This window comes from Nocardia stercoris, from assembly GCF_003696265.1.
Lineage (GTDB): Bacteria > Actinomycetota > Actinomycetes > Mycobacteriales > Mycobacteriaceae > Nocardia > Nocardia stercoris.
The window spans coordinates 30,140-51,803 of record NZ_RFFH01000004.1; the positions used below are offsets into that span (position 1 = coordinate 30,140).

Annotated in this window: 25 protein-coding genes; 15 read left to right on the forward strand and 10 right to left on the reverse strand. The window is 68.7% G+C overall.

What is annotated here, in order from left to right; genetic code table 11:
• Positions 1–88 precede the first annotated feature (88 nt).
• The 4 genes from EBN03_RS11285 (at position 89) to EBN03_RS11300 (ending at position 3,186) form a co-directional block, all read left to right on the forward strand.
• Entirely contained in the window at positions 89–739 is a 651-nt protein-coding gene (locus tag EBN03_RS11285) for a rhomboid family intramembrane serine protease (RefSeq protein ID WP_407671124.1), read from the forward strand.
• Positions 740–811: 72 nt separating this feature from the next.
• Complete coding sequence (locus EBN03_RS11290) at positions 812–1,579, forward strand: cyclic nucleotide-degrading phosphodiesterase (protein WP_122187946.1); 768 nt, start codon at positions 812–814, stop codon at positions 1,577–1,579.
• Between the two features lie 216 nt (positions 1,580–1,795).
• A complete protein-coding gene (rph, locus tag EBN03_RS11295) occupies positions 1,796–2,557 on the forward strand; it encodes a ribonuclease PH (RefSeq protein WP_122187947.1) in 762 nt (253 codons plus the stop codon).
• Positions 2,557–3,186 carry a non-canonical purine NTP pyrophosphatase gene (locus tag EBN03_RS11300; protein WP_122187948.1) on the forward strand — a complete coding sequence of 210 codons (630 nt, stop codon included), beginning with the start codon at positions 2,557–2,559 and terminating at the stop codon, positions 3,184–3,186. The genes rph and EBN03_RS11300 overlap by 1 nt, the downstream gene beginning before the upstream one ends.
• A 174-nt stretch (positions 3,187–3,360) precedes the next feature.
• Here EBN03_RS11300 and EBN03_RS11305 read toward each other — a convergent pair whose 3' ends face one another.
• The 3 genes from EBN03_RS11305 to EBN03_RS11315 all read right to left on the reverse strand — a co-directional run bounded on the left by EBN03_RS11305 (position 3,361) and on the right by EBN03_RS11315 (position 5,173).
• The gene (locus EBN03_RS11305) at positions 3,361–3,771 is read right to left on the reverse strand and encodes a DUF3817 domain-containing protein (RefSeq protein WP_122187949.1); all 411 of its coding nucleotides are present in this window, start codon (positions 3,769–3,771) and stop codon (positions 3,361–3,363) included.
• 38 nt (positions 3,772–3,809) lie between these two features.
• Positions 3,810–4,226 carry a transcriptional regulator gene (locus tag EBN03_RS11310; RefSeq protein ID WP_407671126.1) on the reverse strand — a complete coding sequence of 139 codons (417 nt, stop codon included), beginning with the start codon at positions 4,224–4,226 and terminating at the stop codon, positions 3,810–3,812.
• 71 nt (positions 4,227–4,297) lie between these two features.
• Positions 4,298–5,173, reverse strand: coding sequence for an oxidoreductase (locus tag EBN03_RS11315; RefSeq protein ID WP_122188357.1), 876 nt, complete (start codon positions 5,171–5,173; stop codon positions 4,298–4,300).
• 132 nt (positions 5,174–5,305) lie between these two features.
• Between EBN03_RS11315 and EBN03_RS11320 the strand changes: the two genes are divergently transcribed.
• The 3 genes from EBN03_RS11320 (at position 5,306) to yidC (ending at position 8,732) form a co-directional block, all read left to right on the forward strand.
• Positions 5,306–7,330, forward strand: coding sequence for an MDR family MFS transporter (locus tag EBN03_RS11320; protein ID WP_122187950.1), 2,025 nt, complete (start codon positions 5,306–5,308; stop codon positions 7,328–7,330).
• A gap of 87 nt (positions 7,331–7,417) precedes the next feature.
• On the forward strand, positions 7,418–7,711 hold the full coding sequence (locus tag EBN03_RS11325) for a DUF6412 domain-containing protein (protein ID WP_122188358.1): 294 nt from the start codon (positions 7,418–7,420) through the stop codon (positions 7,709–7,711).
• Positions 7,712–7,877: 166 nt separating this feature from the next.
• Positions 7,878–8,732, forward strand: a complete 855-nt coding sequence (yidC, locus tag EBN03_RS11330; protein ID WP_122187951.1) for a membrane protein insertase YidC — start codon at positions 7,878–7,880, stop codon at positions 8,730–8,732.
• Positions 8,733–8,736: 4 nt separating this feature from the next.
• Here the strand turns inward: yidC and EBN03_RS11335 are convergent, their stop codons facing one another.
• The 4 genes from EBN03_RS11335 to EBN03_RS11350 all read right to left on the reverse strand — a co-directional run bounded on the left by EBN03_RS11335 (position 8,737) and on the right by EBN03_RS11350 (position 12,136).
• Positions 8,737–9,174, reverse strand: a complete 438-nt coding sequence (locus tag EBN03_RS11335) for a hypothetical protein (RefSeq protein ID WP_147471537.1) — start codon at positions 9,172–9,174, stop codon at positions 8,737–8,739.
• 227 nt (positions 9,175–9,401) lie between these two features.
• Positions 9,402–9,824, reverse strand: coding sequence for an uL11 family ribosomal protein (locus EBN03_RS11340; RefSeq protein WP_122187953.1), 423 nt, complete (start codon positions 9,822–9,824; stop codon positions 9,402–9,404).
• A 75-nt stretch (positions 9,825–9,899) separates the two neighbouring features.
• Complete coding sequence (locus EBN03_RS11345) at positions 9,900–11,492, reverse strand: GMC oxidoreductase (protein ID WP_122187954.1); 1,593 nt, start codon at positions 11,490–11,492, stop codon at positions 9,900–9,902.
• Positions 11,493–11,596: 104 nt separating this feature from the next.
• Entirely contained in the window at positions 11,597–12,136 is a 540-nt protein-coding gene (locus EBN03_RS11350; protein ID WP_325052074.1) for a YdcF family protein, read from the reverse strand.
• Positions 12,137–12,295: 159 nt separating this feature from the next.
• Between EBN03_RS11350 and EBN03_RS11355 the strand changes: the two genes are divergently transcribed.
• Positions 12,296–12,778 (forward strand): methylated-DNA--[protein]-cysteine S-methyltransferase, encoded by a 483-nt coding sequence (locus EBN03_RS11355; protein WP_122187956.1) that lies wholly within the window; start codon positions 12,296–12,298, stop codon positions 12,776–12,778.
• Position 12,779: 1 nt separating this feature from the next.
• On the opposite strand, the gene EBN03_RS11360 is transcribed toward EBN03_RS11355, so the two are convergent.
• Positions 12,780–13,154 (reverse strand): hypothetical protein, encoded by a 375-nt coding sequence (locus EBN03_RS11360; RefSeq protein ID WP_122187957.1) that lies wholly within the window; start codon positions 13,152–13,154, stop codon positions 12,780–12,782.
• A gap of 185 nt (positions 13,155–13,339) precedes the next feature.
• On the opposite strand from EBN03_RS11360, the gene EBN03_RS11365 reads away from it, so the two are divergent.
• The 3 genes from EBN03_RS11365 to EBN03_RS11375 all read left to right on the forward strand — a co-directional run bounded on the left by EBN03_RS11365 (position 13,340) and on the right by EBN03_RS11375 (position 14,759).
• A complete protein-coding gene (locus EBN03_RS11365; protein ID WP_122187958.1) occupies positions 13,340–13,543 on the forward strand; it encodes a DUF2191 domain-containing protein in 204 nt (67 codons plus the stop codon).
• Positions 13,537–13,953: a PIN domain-containing protein gene (locus EBN03_RS11370; RefSeq protein WP_122187959.1), complete on the forward strand. Its 417-nt coding sequence runs from the start codon at positions 13,537–13,539 to the stop codon at positions 13,951–13,953. The genes EBN03_RS11365 and EBN03_RS11370 overlap by 7 nt, the downstream gene beginning before the upstream one ends.
• An 80-nt stretch (positions 13,954–14,033) precedes the next feature.
• Positions 14,034–14,759, forward strand: coding sequence for a VIT1/CCC1 transporter family protein (locus EBN03_RS11375; protein WP_122187960.1), 726 nt, complete (start codon positions 14,034–14,036; stop codon positions 14,757–14,759).
• Positions 14,760–14,796: 37 nt separating this feature from the next.
• Here the strand turns inward: EBN03_RS11375 and EBN03_RS34090 are convergent, their stop codons facing one another.
• On the reverse strand, positions 14,797–14,952 hold the full coding sequence (locus EBN03_RS34090; protein ID WP_158675594.1) for a hypothetical protein: 156 nt from the start codon (positions 14,950–14,952) through the stop codon (positions 14,797–14,799).
• Positions 14,953–15,026: 74 nt separating this feature from the next.
• Positions 15,027–16,022, reverse strand: coding sequence for an acyl-ACP desaturase (locus EBN03_RS11380; RefSeq protein ID WP_122187961.1), 996 nt, complete (start codon positions 16,020–16,022; stop codon positions 15,027–15,029).
• A 360-nt stretch (positions 16,023–16,382) separates the two neighbouring features.
• On the opposite strand from EBN03_RS11380, the gene EBN03_RS11385 reads away from it, so the two are divergent.
• The 4 genes from EBN03_RS11385 (at position 16,383) to EBN03_RS11400 (ending at position 21,594) form a co-directional block, all read left to right on the forward strand.
• Positions 16,383–17,630 carry a KasA/KasB family beta-ketoacyl-ACP synthase gene (locus tag EBN03_RS11385; protein WP_122187962.1) on the forward strand — a complete coding sequence of 416 codons (1,248 nt, stop codon included), beginning with the start codon at positions 16,383–16,385 and terminating at the stop codon, positions 17,628–17,630.
• 94 nt (positions 17,631–17,724) lie between these two features.
• Positions 17,725–19,584, forward strand: a complete 1,860-nt coding sequence (gene fadD32 / locus EBN03_RS11390) for a long-chain-fatty-acid--AMP ligase FadD32 (RefSeq protein WP_199742740.1) — start codon at positions 17,725–17,727, stop codon at positions 19,582–19,584.
• Positions 19,585–19,747: 163 nt separating this feature from the next.
• A complete protein-coding gene (locus EBN03_RS11395; protein ID WP_233608320.1) occupies positions 19,748–19,954 on the forward strand; it encodes a hypothetical protein in 207 nt (68 codons plus the stop codon).
• A gap of 92 nt (positions 19,955–20,046) precedes the next feature.
• Positions 20,047–21,594, forward strand: coding sequence for a hypothetical protein (locus tag EBN03_RS11400; RefSeq protein WP_122187963.1), 1,548 nt, complete (start codon positions 20,047–20,049; stop codon positions 21,592–21,594).
• Positions 21,595–21,664: the final 70 nt, after the last annotated feature.

Sequence of the window (21,664 nt, forward strand, 5' to 3'; positions counted from 1 at the left end):
AAACGAGGACCGGTTCCGCAGTCCGGCCGTCGGCGTCGAGGCGCCGGCCGCGCTGTTCAACCAGCCCGGTCCCACGGGAGGTGATCGCGTGACCACTCCGATCGGGAGTTCCGGTGTGCCGCAGCAGCGTTCGAGTGGCACGGGAGTCGAGGTGGCGAAGCAGTCGGTGGTGCTCACCGTCGGGTTCGTCGCCCTGCTGTACGCGATCGAGGCCGTCAATGTCGCGAGCGGGCAGCGACTCGATCAGCAGGGGGTGCGCCCACGCAGCCTCGACGGGCTGACCGGCATCCTGTTCGCGCCGCTGCTGCACGCCAATTGGACCCATCTGATCGACAACACCGTGCCGGTTCTGGTGCTGGGTTTCCTGACCTTGCTGTTCGGGGTCGGGCGCGGACTCGCGGCGACCGCGATCATCTGGGTGGTCGGCGGCGTCGGGGTGTGGCTCACGGGAGATATCGGCACAGTGGAGATCGGGGCCTCGGTGCTCGGGTTCGGCTGGCTGACCTATGTCATCGCGCGCGGCTGGTTCGTCCGCTCGTTGTGGCAGATCGTGGTAGGTCTGGTGGTCGCGGTGTTGTGGGGCTCACTTCTGCTGGGTGTGTTGCCCGGACAGCCCGGAATCTCCTGGCAGGGCCACCTGTTCGGGGCGGTGGGTGGATTGGTGTCGGCCTGGGTACTCTCTGGGGATGCACGTCGTCATCGTCGCGAGGAAATCGGCCGGCGCGCGTCGGCCGGGTGAGCAAACGTCCGGCCGGGTGCGAAACGGGGGGATCGTCCGGTGAGTGAATCCGCAGCGTGGCAGCATGGGGACATGCGCCTCACGGTCATCGGATGTTCGGGCAGTGTGGCCGGTCCCGATTCGCCGGCGTCGGGCTATCTGCTGACCGGTACCGACATGACGCCGACCGTCATCGATTTCGGTCCCGGCGTCCTGGGTGCCCTGCAGCGGCACGTGAATCCGTCCGATGTCGACATCTTCCTGACTCACCTGCACGCCGACCACTGCCTGGACCTGCCGGGGCTGCTGGTCTGGCGGCGCTATCACCCGACCCCCGCGGTCGGGCGGGCCACGGTGTACGGCCCGTCGGACACCGCGCTGCGCATCGGTAACGCGTCCGCGGAGATCGGCGGCGAGACCGACGACTGGTCCGACGTCATCGACATGCGGCAGTGGACGGTCGGCGAGCCGATCCCGTTCGGTCCCGGCCACACCGTCGAGGCCCGCCGGATGTTCCACCCGCCGGAGTCCTACGGCCTGCGCATCACCACCGCCTCGGGCCGCGTGCTGGTCTACACCGGCGATACTGCGCTCTGCCCGGAGGTGTTCGAGCTCGCCGAGGGCGCCGATTTCCTGCTGGCCGAGGCCTCCTGGACCCACGACCCCGACAACCGCCCGCCCGGTATCCACCTCTCCGGCACCGAGGCGGGCATGATCGCCGCCCGCGCCGGCGTGCGCGAACTCCTGCTCACCCACATCCCCCCGTGGACCTCCCGCGAGGACGTGATCGCCGAGGCGAAGGCACAGTTCGACGGCCCGGTCCACGCCGTCTCACCGGGCGAGGTCATCGACATCTCGTAGAGCTCGAGGATCGGTTCGCGGACAGAGGTCTGTGTCCGCCTCGGGATACGGTCGCATGTGGGTCGTCTCGGTGATCGAGATCGGGTCGCCGGTGCCGTCGGCCCGAGTGGTGCCCGCCGTAGCGTTTCGGTCCTGCCGTCGCCCGGCGTCCGGGCGCGGACCCGCCGTTTCGGTGCCGTGCTCGGTGACGGGCGGGTGGCACAGTAAGGTGCTCGTGTGTCGAGACGAGCGGATGGCAGGGCGGACGACGAGCTTCGCCAGGTGACGATCACGCGTGGATTCACCACGCATCCTGCGGGTTCGGTGCTCGTGGAGTTCGGGCAGACGCGGGTGATGTGTACCGCCAGCGTCACCGAGGGGGTGCCGCCGTGGCGGCGTGACTCCGGATTGGGCTGGCTCACAGCGGAATACGCGATGCTGCCGGCCGCGACGCACACTCGCAGCGGGCGAGAGTCGGTGAAGGGCAAGGTCGGCGGGCGCACCCAGGAGATCAGCCGGCTGGTCGGGCGCTCGCTGCGGGCCTGTATCGACCTGGCGGCGCTGGGCGAGAACACCATCGCCATCGACTGCGACGTGCTGCAGGCCGACGGTGGCACCCGGACCGCGGCGATCACCGGAGCGTATGTGGCGCTGTCGGACGCGATCACCTACCTGGGCGCGGCCGGCGCGCTGACCGACCCGCAGCCGATCTCGTGCGCGCTCGCCGCGGTGAGTGTGGGCGTGGTCGACGGCCGGGTGCGCCTGGACCTGCCGTACGAGGAGGACTCGCGCGCGGAGGTGGACATGAACGTGGTCGCCACCGACACCGGCACGCTGGTCGAGATCCAGGGCACCGGTGAGGGTGCCACCTTCCCGCGTTCCACCCTGGACAAGATGCTGGACTCCGCGCTCGCCGGTTGTGAGCAGTTGTTCGCGATCCAGAAGCAGGCGCTCGCGCTGCCGTATCCGGGCGTGCTGCCCGAGCCGAAGAAGAAGTGATGGTCCGCCGGGTCCTGGTCGCCAGCCGGAACAGCAAGAAGCTGAACGAACTGCGCCGCATCCTGGCCGACGCGGGCGTGGCCGGGCTCGAGGTCGTGGGCCTGAACGAGGTGCCGGCGTACCCGGAGGCCCCCGAGACCGAACCGGACTTCGAGGGCAATGCTCTGCTGAAGGCCCGCGAGGGCTTCGCGGCCACCGGATTGCCCTGTGTCGCAGACGATTCCGGGCTGTCGGTGGACGCGCTCAACGGTATGCCCGGTGTGCTGTCGGCGCGCTGGTCGGGCCGCCACGGCGACGATGCCGCCAACAATGCCCTGCTGCTGGCCCAGCTGGCGGACGTCCCCGACGACCGTCGCGGCGCCCGTTTCGTCTCGGCCTGCGCCCTGGTGAGCGCCGCCGGAGAAACCGTGGTCCGCGGCGAATGGCCGGGCACCCTGCTGCGAACCCCGGTGGGCACCAACGGCTTCGGCTACGACCCGCTGTTCGTCCCCGAGGGCGGCACCCGCACCTCGGCCGAGCTCGACCCGACCGAGAAGAACGCCGTATCACACCGAGCCCGCGCCCTGACGGCCCTACTTCCGGCGCTGCGCTCCCTGGCGATCTCGGAAAATGCCACCAGCGACAACTGATTTCGCGCGGGCCGGGTAACTCGCCGGGTACGCCCGGGATCGGTGCGGCGACTCACCGCCGCCACGGGTTGCCGACAAGCGACGGCATTCGGCCGTCCGCTCAAACGCGGAGTGGCGGGGGAGCACTAGGCCGTCCGCTCAAAAGCGGAGTGGAGGGGAGCACTCGACCCCCGCTCAAACCGCGGAGAGGCGGTAAGCGGCGCGGACTTCGCGCGTGCGGTAGTGCTCGCACACGAACGAGAGCAGCGGAATGGTGCCGGCCAGCGCGGTGATCAGCGTGGTGGTCCACTTCCACCGTGCCTTGATCGCCAGGTCGACGGTGACGACCAGGTAGATCATGTAGAAGATGCCGTGGACCTGGCCGATGTAGAACAGCCAGTGCGGTGCGGTGTGGCTGTCGGACAGGATCAGGTACTTGTAGACCATCTCCGCGCACAGCACGAGCAGCCATACACCGGTGATGTAGGCCAGCACCCGGTACCGGGTCAGCGCCGAGGCGATCCGTGCGGTCTTCGCGGTTGCCTGGGGTGCGGCGGCCGTGGCCTGCGCGGTGGCGGTTTCGGTGCTGTTGTCGGTGCTACTCACCGGCGTTCCTTTCGGGATTCGATTCTCGGTGCGTGCCCTCAGCCGGCCCGGCGGGCGTCGTCCGCTGACGGTAGCCGCCGTCCGTGCAGGGCCGCCAGCTGCCGGTTGTACTCGGTCACGACGCGGTCGGCTTCCTCGACCCGTGCGGCCGGGCGCTCGGGCAGCAGGCCGGCGGGCAGTTCGGTCGGTGCGGCCGTGCGGGTCGCGACCGGCCGGGGTTCGCCGTCCTCCTCGACTCGCGCTTGCCGCTCGAGCCGCAGGAACCGGAAGAAGGCGTACACCACGAACCCGGCGAACAACGGCCACTGCAGGGCGTACCCGAGGTTCTGCGCGGTGCCGGAGTTGGAGTCGAACCGTCCCCACTGCCACCAGCCCAGGAGCAGGCAGGTCGTCGCGGCCGCGATCACGAGCAGGATCAGGCCGAGGCGGCGGAACAGGGCAGGCACGCCCACCACGGTACTCCGCTACTACAAGTGGCCGTAGTCGGAGTGCGCGCGGACCGGCCCGGGCAGCGGGGACGGCGGGTTCAGAACCGGTAGTGCACGTCGGTGAGTTTCTCCGATTCCTCCCACAGCCGTCGCTGCAGGTCACGGTCCTGGGAGAGCTTGCTGGAACCGCACGCCCGGACCGGCCCGCGCATCCCGCCGAGCTGCCGCGGACCCCAGTAGACCTCCGGGTCGGCGTCGGTCTCGGTGGCGGCGAACAGGCTGGACTCGGCCGCCTTGCGCGGCGAGTGGCCGAATATCGCGACGAACGGCTTGGACACCCAGTCCAGTGGTGTCTCGGTGCGGGTGAACAGGTCGGTCGCGGCGACGCCCGGATGCACGCCGTAGGAGCGGACCGTCGAGCCCGCGGCCGCGAGCCGGTGCTGCAGTTCGCGCGCGAACATCAGGTTCGACAGCTTGGCCTGGCCGTAGGCGACATTGCGCTGGTAGCGCCGGTTCTGGTAGTTGAGGTCGTCGACCCGCAGGGTGGGGGTGTGGCGGTGGGCGATGCTCGCCAGCGTCACGACCCGGTCCCGGATCCGGTCCAGCAGCAGGCCGGTCAGCGCGAAGTGCCCGAGATGGTTGACGCCCCACTGGGTTTCGAAGCCGTCCTTGGTGCGCGAGAACGGGATGTTCATCAGGCCGGCGTTGTTGATCAGGACGTCGATCGGTCCGGTTTTGTCGGCGAATTCGCGGATCGAGGACAGGTCGGCCAGGTCCAGCGCGGCGACCCGGACGTCGCCCTGCATGCTGTTGGCGACCGACTGCGCGGCCATGGTGTTGCGGCAGGCCATGATCACGGTCGCACCCCGGTCGGCCAGGGCCCGCGTGGTGTGGGCGCCGATTCCGCCGTTGGCGCCGGTGATCACGATGGTGCGGCCGGACTGGTCCGGCATCTGGCTCGGCTTCCAGGTCATCTGTGTCATACCTCACGAGTGTCGTCGGAGATCGGTGCGCGGCGGGTACCGGACCGATCTTACTTCAGAGTAAGTTACTGGCGCCTGCCGTGTCGTAGCTCTCGGTTACGGGGGCCCGACAATACTGACCGAATGACCGTCGCGACCTCGAACGACGCGCCTGTGCAGGTGAGTCGGGCACGCGCCAATGTCGTGTTCGTCACAATTGTTCTCGGCATGCTCATGGCCGCCCTCGATCAGACCATCGTGTCCACCGCGCTGCCCACGATCGTGGCCGATCTCGGCGGCTCCGGGCGCATGTCCTGGGTGGTCACCTCCTACCTGCTGGCCGAGGCGGTCGCGACCGCGCTGGCCGGAAAGTTCGGTGACCTGTTCGGCCGCAAGGTGGTCTTCCAGATCAGCGGGCTCGTCTTCATCACCGGTTCGGCGGTGGCCGGGATCTCGAACGGCATGGCGATGCTGGTCGCGGCGCGCGCGGTGCAGGGCGTCGGCGCCGGCGGGCTCATGGTGACCGCGATGGCGCTGATCGCGGACGTGATTCCGCTGCGCGATCGCGGGCGCTACCAGGGTGCGATGGGCGCGGTCTTCGGCGTGACGACGGTGATCGGCCCGACCCTGGGCGGCCTGTTCACCGACCACGCCAGCTGGCGGTGGTGCTTCTATGTGAACGTTCCGATCGCGATCCTCATGGTCTTCGTCGCGCAGCGCACGATCCCGCGGATCCGGGCGGCGGCCAAACCGGTGGTCGACTACGCCGGGATCGCGGTCATCGCGGCCGGGGTCAGCTGCCTGATCCTGGCGCTGGAGTGGGGTGGCCACCAATACGCTTGGGGGTCACCGGTCATCATCGGCCTGTTCGTGGCGGCGGTGATCCTGATCGCGGTCTTCGTCTTCGTCGAGTCCCGCGCGCGCGAACCGATGCTGCCGTTGCGGCTGTTCCGCCGCAACGTCTTCACCGTCTGCTCGATCCTCAGCTTCATCGTCGGCTTCGCCATGCTCGGGGCGATGACCTACCTGCCGACCTATCTCCAGTTCGTGGACGGTGTTTCGGCGACCCAATCGGGTTTCCGGACTCTGCCGCTGGTGGCGGGCCTGATGTTCACCTCGATCCTGTCCGGGCAGATCGTCGGCCGCACCGGCCGGTACAAGATCTTCCCGATTCTCGGTACGGCGGTGATGGCGGTGGCGCTGTGGCTGATGTCCACGATGGGTCGCGATACCGGTACGTTGCGGGAATCGTTGTACATGGCGGTCATGGGCCTGGGAATCGGGCTCGCCATGCAGGTGCTGACCATCGCGGTCCAGAACACCGTGCCCTATTCCGATCTCGGCACCGCGACTTCCGGGGTGACCTTCTTCCGCACGCTCGGCAGCACATTCGGCACGGCGATCTTCGGCACCTTGTTCGCGAATCGGATCGGGCCGAATCTGCGCGACGCGCTGGCGAAAGTGCCCGAGGTGCCGCCAGCGGTGGCGCAGAGTCCGCAATTGTTGCGCAAACTTCCACTGGCGCAGGCACTTCCGATCATCGACGCGTATGCCGAAGCGATCAACTATGTGTTCGAGTGGGTGATTCCGGTGGCGGTGCTCGGTTTCGTGGTGTCCTGGTTCCTGAAGGAGGTGCCGCTGCGCGGTGCGGCGCGGGCCGAGGCGCCGGAGATGGGCAACGGCTTCGCCGCCCCGGACTCGCCGGATCGCGAAGTGCTGCTGGAGCATTCGATCGCGTGTCTACTGGGCAAGCTGCGGGCCAAGGAGATTCCCGGACCGGACATCCTGACCGAGGTGGACAGCGAACTCGGCCCGGACCAGGCCTGGGCCCTGGCCCAGGTGCGGCTGCTGCAGCGCTTCCGCGGTGGCGCCACCCTCGCCGCGATCGCGGCGCCGCGCCGGATGCCCCCGCAGGTACTGCAACCGGTCTACGACCGCGCCCACCGCTACGGCTACATCGAATGGGACGGCGACAAGGTCCGGTTGACGCCGACCGGCCAGGCCGAATTCGACCGGGTCGCCGCGGGCTGGCGGAACTGGGTAGGCAGCCAGATCGCCGAGTGGGACGGCGAGGATCCGCGCGATCGCGTGCAACTCGAGCACGCCATGGACAATGTAGCTATGCGATTGCTGGACGAATTCGAGGGCGCCGCCGCCTTCGCCGAGTGAGTGCCGCACCGCCGCATCGCGAATCGGACCTGTGCGGGTGACCGACAAGTCGCCGTCGGGGCCCGATCGCGGAGTACTGTGCGAATCATGGACACCCGGATTCGATCGACGGCAGTTCTGCTGTGCGCGCTCGTCGTTTCCGTCTGGGCCGCGGTGGCCCTGTCGGCCGGTGAGCCGAATTCGCTGCTCGCGGTGGGCACCGCGGCCGTGCTGGCCCTGGCGGCGGTCGCCGCGCAGGCCGCGCACCGCCGTCCGGTTCCCGCGCGGGTGCGGACGGGTCTGCCCGTCTCCGCCCAGCAGCGGCGGGGAAGTTATCTGCGCCAGAGCAATCCGGATACCGCCGGCCGCACGCGCCCGCGCGCGCCGGGCGGGTGCGCCTGACCGGTCGCGTCGCGGACTCGTCCGTGGACGCCCCCCGGTCGCCGTGTGATCCCGCCGGGCCGCATTGTGGACCGGCGGTAACCCGCCCGACGTCCCCTTCGCTCGTCGCGTGACCCCGCCGTCCCGGCCCCGGTGCGCGGCGGGCACCTCACAGTGAGGTGTCCCGATGCTCGATTTCGTGTATTACCCGGTGTCCGCGGTGCTCTGGCTGTGGCACACCGGATTCGCCACGGTCCTGGGTGTGGCCGACGGTCCCGCCTGGGCCCTGGCCATCGTCTGTCTCGTCGCGACGTTGCGCGTGCTGCTCTACCGGCCGTTCCTGGCGCAGGTGCGGTTCTCCCGGCAGCTGGCCGTGATTCAGCCCCGCATGCGGGAACTGCAGCAGCGGTACGCCGACGACCGCGAGCGGCTGGCCGCCGAAGTGGCCGCGCTGCAACGCGAGCACAGGTTCAACCCGCTGGCCGGCTGCCTGCCGGTGGCGGCGCAGCTGGTGATGTTCATCGGCCTGTTCCACGTGCTGCGCAGCTTCGACCGCACCACCGCCGGATCGTCGCTGCTGCCGTTCGCGGGCAGTCACGCGCGCCTGACCGCCGCGCAGAACGCGGCGACGGCGAACTACGTGTTCTCCCCGGAGCAAGTGCAGTCGTTCCTGCACGCCAAACTGCTGACCGCGCCGCTGTCGGCCACGCTGGCGACCTCGGGCGGTTCGTTCCTCGCGGTCGCGGTGGTGGCCGTTCCGCTGGCGGTGCTGTCGGGTGTGATGTCGCATCTGACCGCGCGGCATTCGATCACCCGGCAGACCGCGCCGACACCGCAGCTCGCGGTGATCAACCGGATGACGCTGTGGCTGTTCCCGTTGGGCAGCTTGATCAGCGGGCTGCTGATGCCGATGGGCATCCTGGTCTACTTCGCCAGCAACAGTGTCTGGACGTTCGTGCAGCAGTATCTGGTGCACAAGCACCTGGGTCCGGTCTCCGAGGCCGTGGTGGTCGGCACGACCACGGAGTCGCCGGACGACTGAGGTGTCACCGGTGGCCCGGCCGGGTGCAGACCGTGCGCCGGGCCGGGCCGGCGGCGACGGCCGTCGCGACGGTGACGATCTGGTCCAGGGCCACACCGGCCGTCGCGAGCCGGGCGACGATGCCGAGCCGGCGTTCGGCGCTGTTGGGCCGGATGGTCACGTCGTCGCGGCCGCGGCGGGCCACGAACACCCGCTGGCGGGCGTCGTAGCGCAGTGGCAGTCCGTCGCGCACGGCGAGATACGCGCGGATGTCCAGGTCGCGATGACGTACCGGGTCGATCTGCAACGCCTCGATCCGCCGTTCGGCCTGGTCGCGCAGCAGCTGGGCGCGGCCGGGCTCGAGGTATTCGGTGCGGCGGGACAGTTGCCAGCGGTACTCCGTGACAGCCTTCTGCAGCACGGCGCGGTGCCGGTCGCATACTGCAGCCAGCTCATCGGACATCGATATGCCTTTCCTTGGGATGCGGGATTACTTTGTGCTGCACCCGGATCGGCGTCCGATGAGTCGATTGTGGCAGGAGGGTCCGACAACTCCCGCCGGTCACCCACCGTCCGCGATCGCCGAGTCGACCGATCTCCTCGCCGGTGGAGTCTATCGAACATGTGTTCGAAATTCGACTCCGTTCGGCACGGCGGCTCGGCTGGGCGTGTCGCGCGCCGCGGTCGTGGTCAGTCGACGACCGCGATGCCCATCGAGCGCGCGGTACCGGCGACGGTCCGCATGGCGGCCTCGACGTCGGTGGTGTTCAGGTCGGGAAGTTTGCGGAGCGCGATCCGGCGCAGCTGAGCGCGGGTGATGGTGCCCGCGGTCGTGTGCCCCGGCCGGGCCGAACCGGCGTGGCCGGCGGCGGCGCGGATCAGCGTGGCCGTGGGCGGCGTCTTGAGCCGCAGCGACCAGCGCTTGCGCGCGTCGACGGTGACGACCGCGGGGACGATCTCCCCGCGTTGCCCGGCTGTGGCGGCGTCGTACCTACGCTTGACCTCGATCACCGGTACGCCGGTGGGCCCCAGCATCTTTCCCAGCGTCATCATCGACGCGTTGCCGGCCTCGAGTTCCATCGTGATGGTGAGAACGGCCTTTCCGATAGCCATAACTCACGGTGGCGCGACGGCACCTCGGTGTGGTGTCACAGTGATAACACTTGGACATCAACGCATTCCGGCTGATCATGACCTTCCGGACAGCGCCTTCAGGGTGTCGGCCAGGCGTACCGCGAGGGCGACGGCAGTGAGGGTCGGATTGGCGTGTCCGGCGGTCGGGAACACCGAACTGCCTGCGATGTACAGGTTTTCGACCCCGTGCACCCGGCAGTTCACATCCACCACACCGTGTCGCGGATCGGACGACATCCGGGTGGCTCCGGTCGGATGCGCCCAATCGGTCAGGGGCACCGCGAGTTCCGAGCCCGGCCGCGCCCAGTCGGCGAGTTCCGGTGCGGGACAGCCGAGCCGGGCGAACTCGGCGACGGCCAGGCCCGCGGCACGCCGCGCGGTGCGGTCCTCGGCCGGATGGGTGCGCCAGTCGATCCGTGCGACCGGTTGGCCGAGCCGATCGGTCCGCTCGGACAGGGTGATCCGGCTGTCCGGGTCCGGTGGCTGTTCGAGCATGCAGCGCAACTCGATTCGATCGAGCCGCCGGGGCAGCCCGGTGTGCTGGAACAATCGGCGGCGCGCCCCGCGGGCCAGCAGTCCCGCATCGGCCACCGCGCGTCGTAGATCGTGCCGGTCACCGCGGCCGCGCAGCAGCCGTTTGACCGAGTCCCAAGGGTCGTCCGCGCTCGGCACCTCCTGGAACCACAGCGCGCAGTTGAGTAGTTCCTCGCGCCGCTGGATCGCCTCGGACAGCGCGACGCCGTGCAGGAAGGTGTGCGATCCCTGCGCGGTGCGGACCACGTACTTGCCGAAACGCCCGACGTCGCCGGTGGGCCCGAGCGTGGCGACCACACCGCAGCGGTGGTCCATCAGATAGCGCCCGACCCGGTCGTGTCGATTGCCCACCCCGGCCGGCACGATCCGCCGCGAGGCCAGCAGCAGGCGCGCGTTCTCGATTCCACCGGCCGCCAGGACGAACCGCTGGGCGCGCACGATCCGGACCCGCCCGTCTGCGCCGGTCACCTCCACCTCGTGCACCCGGCCGCCCGCCGGATCGGTGGTCAGGTGGGTCACTGTGGCGTGCAACAGGACTCGCACACCGGGCGCGGTCCGCTCGGCCAGGTGCGGGCCCAGCCGCAGGCAGTCGAACCGGTCCACGGGGTCCCGGCTGATCTGCCAGAAGTAGGGGCGCAGCAGCTCGGCGTCGAGTTCACCGGCCGGCCGCGCGCGCCCGGCCAGCGCCCAGAACGCGTCGTCGTTGAACCCGCTGCCCGGGCCCAGGCCGAGGTGCCGCGCACCGCGATCCAGGTAGGGCCGCAGCTCGGCGGCGCCGATCGGCCAGCCGGAATCGGGGACCCAGGAGCGCGGTGCGTAGTCGATGTCGTCGAAGTAGCCGCAGCGCCCGCTCCAGGTGTGTGTACTGCCACCGAGCATCCGGTTGCGCGCGCTCTGCAGGGGAGTGGCCCGGGCGGCGCCGGCGTTGTCGTAGTCGTTGAGCTCCTCGTCCGCCGGATCTTCCTGCCGCCCACCGCTTTCCAGGACGAGTACGGCGAGTCCGGAACCGGCCAGTTCGCTGGCCACGGTGATTCCGGCCGGGCCCGAGCCGATCACGCACACGTCGGCGGTGAGCTCCGCGTCGCCCGCCCGGTCCAGTTCGCCGATCCGCATCCTCGCCTGTCTCTCCGCGTGCCGGCCCGCAGCCGAAACCGCCTGCCGCGGCGGCAGGTTCGAGCATAGGGGCCGGGCGGCACCGGTGTCGGGCGGACCGCGGATCAGCAGCCGGGGGTGAGCAGCGCGCGCACGTACCCGGCCGACTGGCGGACGTACATCCACGACCAGTACCGCAGCCCCTTCTCCGCGGGGCTGGCGATCATGGTGAGCTCACCGTGGAAGCATTTACCCACGATGTAGCGCGCCCGCGACACGTGCGGCGTATTGGTGATCACGATGATGTGCCGCCAGTGCTGGGCAGCCGCCCGTCGCGCGATCTCCTGCGCCTCGCCCTGGGTGGTCCACGGGTCGGGGACGAAACAGTCCACGTGGAAGCTGAATCCGCCGTCGCAGTACTTGTCCATCACCGAGTCGTCCGCACCGGTCGACCGGGAGATGAGCAGTTCCGGCGCGTATCCGCGCTGCGCCAGGTCCAAGCCCAGATCGAACCGGGCGTAGGCGGTTCCACCCAGCACGACGATGGCGTCGGCGCGGCGCAGCAGGTCGATCTGCGGCGAGACGTATACCGGCCAACCCGCCGCCACGATCCCGGCCGTCAGCACGGTGAGGGCGACGAGGACGACGACCACAGCACGCAGCACCCGCACGGGTCGAACCGTACCTACCACCGCTGAGAAGCCGATGTGCGGTGTCCGGTTCGGCCGAGCGGGACGTTCCTGGCGTATTCCCGCCAGTACTCTGGGCGCCCGCGGGACACAGTAGTGGTGCGGGCGTGCGACCCGAATGCGGAAAGGACGTTTATGACCCGGTACACCACGTGGGCGAGCCCGCTGGGCGAACTGCTGCTGGCCGGTACAGCCGCCGAATCGGGGATCGCCCTGACCGGGCTGGCCCTGCCCGGTGGCCCGGCGGTGCGGATCGAGCCCGACTGGGTGTCCGACGCGAGCGCGTTCGCCCCGGTCGTGGCCCGGCTGGCCGCGTATTTCGCCGGTGAGCGGATCGAATTCGGATCCGAGTTCGCGGTGCCCGGCACCGAGTTCCAGCGGCAGGTGTGGCACGAGCTGGATCGCATCCCGTACGGCACGACGACCGGATACCGCGAGATCGCCGCCCGGATCGGCCGTCCGACCGCCGCCCGCGCGGTGGGCGCCGCGGTCGGGGCCAATCCGTTGCTGATCGTGCGGCCCTGTCACCGGGTCGTGGGCGCCGGTGGGCAGTTGACCGGCTACGCGGGCGGATTGGCCGCCAAACGGCGACTGCTGGAGCTGGAAGGCGCCCGCTGACTCAGACCCGGCGCCGGGCGCGGATCGGGGTCGGGTACGGCGCGAATCGATGGTGGACGTACTGCAGCGCCGCCAGCAGGATCAGCGCCAGCGCGGCACCCACGAAATCGCCGGTGGCGACGCCGAGGATCGCCAGCCCGCCGAAGACCGGGAGTTCCAGCAGCGCACACCAACCCAGCAGGCGTAGTCGTGCCGAGTGGGCGTCCAGCCAAGCCAAGCCGTCGTCGACGATGTCGCACGCGGTCTGCGGTGCCACCAGGCCGTCACCGACCTGGACGAACATGTGCACAGCCTGATCGCGGGTGATTCTGCCCAGCCAGGCGTCGTCGATGAGCCGCTTGCCCTCGACGGCGACCTCTGTGATGACCGCGTCCACCCGGCCGAGTCTAGGAGCAGGATTGCGTGACGGGCCGGTCAGTCGCGAAAACGGTTCCGCCGAACCGTGATTGGGCCCGATTTCGGCGCACGCCGCGCCGCCCGGATACCCTCCGGCAGGCGGACATCCACCTTGGCGTACAACGGATATCCCGATATCCTGACCCCCGACATCAGGAGGATTGGATGGCGAAAACCAGCGTCGACGTGGACATGGCGAAGGTGAACCGGGCCAAAGAGGTCCTGGGTACCGAAACCCTCCGCGACACCATCGATGCCGCTCTGCGCGAAGTGATCCGGATCGACTCGGTGCGCCGGCTGGTGCTGCTCGCCGAAGGCGGCGCGTTCTCACCCCTGCTGACCGAGGACGACGAGGAGGGCCGGTGGTGAACGGGTACCTGGTCGACCGCAGTGCTCTTGCGCGCCTGCATCTCGCACCCGTCCGGGACGTGCTGGTACCCATGATGGACCGGGCACTGGTGTCGATGTGCGGTGTCACCGAACTGGAACTGCTCTCCTCGGCACGGACCACCGCCGACCGGGTGCGGGTGAAGACCATGCTCAACGAGGCCCTGGAATGGGTGGACACCCCGGAAGACCTGTGGGACCGCGCCTCCGAGCTGCAGGCCGTGCTGACCAGCCGGGCGCGTGACCACGCCACCTCGATCGCCAGCCTGGTCGTCGCTGTCACCGCCCAGGACCTGGGTCTCACTGTGCTGCACTACAACGCCGATTTCGACGCGATCGCCGAGCACACCGGGCAGGCGACGCACTGGGTCGTTCCCGCCGGTGTCGTATAAGGCATTCACGCAGGTAAACCTCATTTCGGTAAGGCTTCCATGGCTGGAAACGAACCGAAACAGTCCGTAACGTCGACGCCGTGCACGATGAGACAACCGCGACGCTCACCCATTCCGAACCACTAGGCGGCACAGGTGGTCTGTCCGGCCGGCTGAATTGGCTGCGTGCGGGAGTGCTGGGCGCCAACGACGGAATCGTGTCGGTAGCGGGCATCGTCGTCGGTGTCGCCGCGGCCACCACCGATTCCCGGGCCATTCTCACCGCCGGAATCGCGGGTACCGTCGCGGGCGCGGTTTCCATGGCGCTCGGTGAATACGTCTCGGTCAGTACACAGCGCGACAGTGAGCGCGCTGTGCTCGATCTGGAACGCCGGGAGCTGGCCGAACAGCCCGAGGCCGAACTGGCCGAGCTGGCGGCCATCTACGAGGGTAAGGGGCTGTCCGCGGCCACGGCCTGGAAGGTGGCCGAGGAACTCACCGAATTCGACGCGTTCACCGCCCACGCGGAGGCAGAACTCGGCATCGACCCCACCGACCTGACCAATCCGGTCGCGGCGGCGCTGTCGTCGGCGCTGTCGTTCACGCTCGGGGCGCTACTGCCGCTGCTGGCGATCCTGACCCCCACCACCGTGCGCCTGCCGATCACCGTGGCGGCCGTGCTGGTGGCGCTGGGCCTGACCGGTGCGGCGGGAGCGCGCCTGGGCGCAGCGCCGGTGCGGCGCGCCACCATTCGAGTTCTCGTCGGTGGCGCGCTCGCGATGGCCGTCACCTTCGGGATCGGGCACCTGGTCGGACTTGCCGTATAAGGCATTTCCCGGGCAGGGGCCCGGGAAACGAGTCGGTTCAATTGTTCTCGGGATGCAGGCGGCTCAGCAGAGTGCGCAGCTTTGCCTGGCGTTCGGGGTCGTCCACCCGCCAGGAGAAGTGCACGCCGCCGGCCGATGTAGTGGCCCGGGCCAGACGCTTCCGGGCGACTGCAGGATCGATCGATGCGGTCATGCACCTAGTGTGCACTCAATAGCTACTTTCGGGCAATGTGGCCTGCCGCTCGAGGCCACATTGCAACCAAATCCTCAGAGATTGGCGCCCACGGTCTCCCGGCGTTTTGCCTCGCGGGCGAGTGCGCGATCCCGCTGTTCTTCGAACTTCGCGCAATCTTTGTGCAGCTTGGCCAGGGTGGCGGCCAGTTCGTCGCGCTTTCGCTCGCCCACTTCGCCGAAATCATTGCGTTCGAAAATATTCCATTTCCGAAGAACCGGCATGACGACTTCCTCGATGTGTTGCCGCACATCGTAGATGCCGTGTTTGGCCATCAAAACACCGTTGCGGCGCCAATCCGGCATCCCGGCACCGGGCATCTCGAACACGAACAGGATGTCGGCGACCGCCGACATCGCCTGGTCCGGCGTCAGATCCAGCGCCGCCTGCAGCAGATTGCGGTAGAAGATCATGTGCAGGTTCTCGTCGGCGGAGACGCGCTGGAGCAGGCGGTCGGCGATCGGGTCGTTGCACACGCGGCCGGTGTTGCGGTGGCTCACCCGGGTGGCCAGTTCCTGGAAGGTCACGTAGGACACCGTGTGTAGGAACCCGATGTCCATCAGATGCGTGGCGTTGCCGCCCCTGGTGAGCACCATGTGGGACGGGCTGTAGCCGTCGCTCACGAACCCCAACCGGGCGTTCTCCAAGGCGATCGGATCGACCGACCGGGTCACCAGCAGGTAGTCGCGAATGGCGGTGCTGTGGCGGTTCTCCTCCGCGGTCCAGCGCCCCACCCAGGTGCCCCACGCGCCGTCCAGCGACGTGTTCTCGGCGAGTTCGCGATGGTAGGAGGGCAGGTTGTCCTCGGTGAGCAGATTGGTGACGAGCGCGGCCCGGGCGACGTCGCTGAGTTCGGATTGCGAAGGGTCCCAATCGGTTCCGTCCATCGTGGCGAAGTTCCGGCCCTCGGCCCACGGCACGTATTCGTGCGGGAACCACTCCTTGGAAGTCGTCAGGTGCCGGTTCACCTCCCGCTCCACAACGGGTTCCAACTCCATCATCATTTCGAGCTTGGTCAGGTTTCTGGACACAGGATGTGCCTTCCTCGATCGACTGACGTGCATTCGGTGACGCTGGATCGAACCGGTAGAGTGCCTTTCGCGCCCGAGTGACTGCGTGTCCTTGCCGAAACCGGGGCGGCCTCCCGCAGATAATGTAGACCTTCGGGGACGGTGAGCGCACGGCGCCTTGGGGACCCGCCATTCCGGGGGCACGCGTCCACCGGCCGCGCTGTACCGATTGACCGCTTTTCCTGTTATGTAGCTGGTTGCGCCACACGGCGTTTCGGCGACTGTGCGTAGTCGACTTGGTATGCGCAAGAATAGGTCTACGCGAGCTCGTTCGTTTTGCACCAGAAGGACACTGTTGCCTTGTGAAAGTGAGCCCGATCGATGAACGCAAGTCGAGGCCGAGCCGAGTATCCGTCCGTCGTCGTAACCGGCCTGGCCGCCACCACATCCATCGCCGGAGATGTCGACGCGACCTGGAAGGGTCTGCTCAACGGTGAGAGCGGTATCGACGTACTGGAGGACGATTTCGTCGACCAGTTGGAGCTGCCGGTCCGCATCGGTGGCCACCTGAAGGTGTCGCCCGACGTGTCGCTCTCCGCCACCGAGGTCCGGACCATGTCCTACGTGCAGCGCATGGCACTGGCTCTCGGTCGGGAGGTCTGGGCCGAGGCCGGTTCTCCAGCAGTGGATCCCGATCGGCTGGGCGTCTCGATCGGCACCGGCCTGGGCGGTGTCGAGGTCTGGCTCGAGGGCCACAAGCGCATTCGACACGGCGGATACCGGCACATACCGCCGAACACCGTGTCGATGACCATGCCCAACGGCGTGGCCGCCGTGGTCGGTGTGGAGCTGAACGCCCGAGCGGGGTGCTCCACACCGGTCTCGGCCTGTTCGTCGGGTGCGGAGGCGGTGGCGAACGCCTGGAAGATGATCGTGATGGGCGATGCCGACGTGGTCGTCACCGGCGGCGTAGAAGGCTCGATCCAGGCGATTCCGATCGCGGCCTTCTCGATGATGCGGGCCATGAGCCAGCGCAACGACGACCCCAAAGGCGCCTCCCGGCCGTTCGACGTCGACCGGGACGGATTCGTCTTCGGGGAAGCCGGCGCCATGCTGGTGATCGAATCGGAGGAACACGCCAGGGCGCGCGGAGCGCGCGTCCACGCCCGCCTGATGGGCGTCGGGGTCACCTCCGACGCGTTCCATCTGGTCGCCCCGGATCCCACCGGCGGCGGGGCCGCCCGGTCCATTGCCCGGGCGCTGGAAACAGCCGGATTGACGAAAAAGGACATCGCGTACGTCAATGCGCATGCGACGGCAACCTCGATCGGGGACGCCGCCGAGGCCAATGCGATTGTCGCGGCTATCGGAAAGCATGCGGCGGTGTACGCGCCGAAGTCCGCATTGGGGCACTCGATCGGTGCGGTCGGCGCGCTCGAGTCCGTATTGACCGTCCTCAGTATTCGGGACGAAATTATTCCGCCTACATTGAATTTGGACAATCAGGATCCCGAAGTGGACCTGGATGTCGTACACGGTGAGCCCCGACGCGGGCGTATCGACTACGCCGTGAACAACTCCTTCGGATTCGGCGGGCACAATGTCGCTCTTGCCTTCGGCAGATACTGACCGCTGTAGGTGTTCGGCTGCTAGTGTCTGGGATCCGGTGTCGATCCTTCGGTCATCGCACGGCGTCGTGCCGTCGCGCGAAAGAGGATAGGAAATGATCGGCGAGACTTTCGAAGATTATCTTGACGAGCAGGGCAATATTCACATCTACAACGGAGTGACCCTGCTGGAGCTGGTCGACTACCACTCCCGCGCCAATGGCGAAGCATTGGCCTACAGGTTCATCGACTACTCACGGGAACGTGACGGTGTGACCTCCGAGCTCAACTGGCAGCAGTTCGCGACCCGCCTGCGCGCGGTCGCGGCCCGGCTGCAACAGGTGACCGAGGTGGGTGACCGGGTGGCGATCCTGGCCCCGCAGGGCTTGGACTACGTAGTGGGCGTGTTCTCGGCGGTCTTCGCCGGGACCGTGGGTGTGCCGCTGTTCGACCCGGCCGAGCCGGGCCACACGTACCGGTTGCACGCCGTGCTCGGCGACTGCGAGCCCAAGGCGATCCTCACCACGGTGTCGGCCGCGGCCGGGGTACGGGAGTTCTTCCGCGACACGCCGGTTGCCCGCCGCCCGCGGATCATCGCCGTGGACGCGATCCCGGACAGCGTCGGCACGGCCTGGGTGCCGCCGGATATCCACCTCGACTCCGTCGCGTACCTGCAGTACACGTCCGGGTCCACGCGCGCCCCGGCCGGTGTCGAGATCACGCACCGCGGGGTGGGTACCAATCTGCTGCAGATCGTCGACGCCATCGGTATCGACGAGAACTCCCGCGGGGTGACCTGGCTGCCCCTGTTCCACGACATGGGCCTGCTCTGCGTGATCATTCCGGCGGCGCTCGGCGGATTCATCACGATCATGTCGCCCAGTGCCTTCGTGCGCCGGCCCTACCGGTGGATCAAGGAACTGGCCGCCGACGGCAGCGGCCTGTCCACCTACGCGGCGGCACCGAACTTCGCGTTCGAGCACGCCGCTGTGCGTGGCCTGCCCCGGCCGGACGAGGACCTGGATCTGTCCAACGTCATCGGGCTGATCAACGGCAGCGAGCCGGTCTCGGTCACCTCGATGAAGAAGTTCAACGACGCCTTCGCCCCGTTCGGGTTGTCCAAGACCGCGATCAAGCCCTGCTACGGGATGGCCGAGGCCACGCTGTTCGTCTCCGCCACCCGGGCCGAGGACGAAGCCAAGGTCGTCTACGTGAACCGGCAGGAACTCAACGCCGGCCGGATGGTCGCGGTCGACGCGGACGCCGCGAACGCGGTCGCGCAGGTGTCGTGCGGGTACGTGGCCCGGTCGCAGTGGGCGGTCATCGTGGACCCGGCCACCGGTGTCGAACTCGCCGACGGTGAAGTCGGCGAGATCTGGTTGCACGGAGCGAACATCGGCCGCGGTTACTGGGGCAAGCCCGAGGAGACCGCCGCGACCTTCCACAACCGGATCACGTTGCGGCAGCCCGACAGTCACGCGGCCGGGGTGCCCGCGGACGGGCACTGGATGGCTACCGGCGACTACGGCGCCTACTACGACGGCGAGCTCTACATCACCGGCCGGGTCAAGGATCTGGTGATCGTGGACGGCCGCAACCACTACCCGCAGGACCTGGAGCTGACCGCGCAGGAGACGTCACCGGCCCTGCGGCCCGGTTTCGTGGCGGCGTTCTCGGTGACGGCCCGGGAACTGCCCGCACACCTGTCCGGCGGTGGCGATTCCGAGCAACTGGTCATCGTGGCCGAACGTGGCGCCGGGGCGGCCAAGATCGAGGCCGAGCCGATCATGGAGATCGTCCGCGCCGCGATCGCCGAGCGGCACGGGGTGGCGGTGCGGGATCTGCTGTTGGTACCGGCGGGGTCGATTCCGCGCACGTCCAGCGGCAAGATCGCCCGGCGGGCCTGCAAGACGGCCTATATCGCGGGCACCTTGCGCGGTGGCTACAAGCAGCAGGATTTCCCCGACGCGGTGTGACCGGCCGGGAGCCGGTTCCACACCGTGGATCCCGGCCCCCGGCGGTGCCCGCACCCGCGCTGACATGCGGTTGTCCGGGAACTGTCCCGGTTCACCAGCGCTTTCGGTGAGCTAATCTCGAGTCACAGCAGGCCTTTCGCCCGGCTACGCCGGAAGGACGGACATGGAGTACTCGCTCGCGGAAATCATGGCGGTGGAAGCACATTCGCACCCGGTCGGGGAACTGACCGTCGCGGACGCCCACCGGGTCATGCAGCTGCACACCGAATGCACCGTCGAGGGCTGCCGCAACAAGCGGGCCGCATACCTCACCCTGGTGCGGGCGGGGCATCTGGTACCCGACAGTGGGCGCCCGCACTGGTTGCTCTGACTACCCGCGTCGAGCAACTGTGGCAGACTCGGCACGGCACGATCCGTCCCTTCGACGACCGTGTTTTTCGGTACACGGGAGTTGGGATAGGCATGGAGTCCGGTGCGGTCGGTGAACAGACACTCGACGAGCAGCTCCGGGAGCTGACCGAGCAGGTGGCACTGGACCGCCGGGCGGCGGTCGACCGGTCCCCGGAGACCGGACTGCAACTGGCGGCGTCGCTGGCCGCGCTGGCCCGGGCCCAGTTGGGTACCGGCGCCGGGGAATCGGCGCGCGCCGGCGCGGCGGCCGCGCTGGAACCGGCGCAGGAAGCCGTGCTGATCCGCCTGCACTGGCTGGCGCACGGTTCCGCCTCGGCGCGGGAGGCCGGTGCGTTGACCGAGGCGCTGCGGCTGTTCGAGCAGGCGACCCGGGTGATCGGGCACCGGGAACTGGCGACCAACACCATCCGGCAGGCCTGCGACGCGTATCGCTATGCGGCACAGCGCTATCCGGCCGCCGCAGGGGTGTGCGCGGACGGGTTGTCCAAGTGCGGTGTGTGGTTGTGCCGGATGGACCCGGACGCTGCGGTGGCAGCCAGCGAGGAGGCCGTGCGCATTCGCGCGGGGCTGTTCGCGGCCAATCCCGAGCAGTCCGCGCGATACCTGGCCAGCCTCAATATGCTGTTGCGCACCTTGATGATCGGCCGCGGCCGTAAGCAGGCGCTGGCCATGTACCGCGAGCGGTACGCCGCGTGGACTTCGCCGGAGATGACCACCCGGCTGCGCGAGACCCCGGTCGAGGAACTCGATTTCACGATCAAGACCGCGAAAGCGCTGGCGAAACTGGACTGCCGGACGCTGGATCGCGCCGGTTACCTTACCCAGCAGGGCATTCTGTACCAGACCGACGGTGACCTCACCACCATCGAGGAGATCAACTGGAAGCTCGGCCTGGTCGGCTTGAAGCCGCTGGCCGCCGGTGCGCTCGCGGATCCGCCGTCGAAACCGGTGGAGATCTCGTCGTCCTTCGGGGCACTCGGGGTGCGCTGCACCGACCCGGACGCGCTGAACAAGGTGCGCGACGCGGTGATCGCGGCATACGCGGCCGACGGCGCCGCCCTGACCGAATCCGACACCGTCCGCAACGGACACGAATCCCATTGGCGCGCACCTGATCCGCAGCTGAACTCGGGCACCGTGTTGGGTGCCGACGTCGTGCTGCTGGAGCGGTCCGGCGGCTGGATCGCGGTCAAGAGCCTGCACTGGGAACTCACGCCCGTCGGTGGCAACCCGCTCGCGCGGCGGCTGTCGCGGCGCTGGCCGGTGATCGCGGTGAACGCCACCGAGAACATCGCCTACGAGCTGTGCCGCTACGACGACGGCCGCGCCACCGAGTACGCCGCGCTGGGCCGTCCGGCCGGGCAGGCGGCGCTCGACACGGCGCTGGCGCCGTTGAATTTCGCGGCACTGGCCGACTTCGGTGCCGACTACGCGTCCGAGACCCAGGTGCGTTCGGCCTTCGGCAACAGCAGCCTGTTCGCGAAGGTCACGGAGTTGCCGCTGAGCGGAATCCGGCAGACCGGATCGTCGCGAGCGTCCGGCTTCGGCTCGTCGATCCTGTTCTTCCGTAACGGGTCCGGGGCGCGCCAGCAAGGCTGAGATACCCGGGCGGTATCCGCTGCCGCCCGGCCGCTGGGCCTGCGTGGTTACGCTCCGCTGCCGCCTCCGG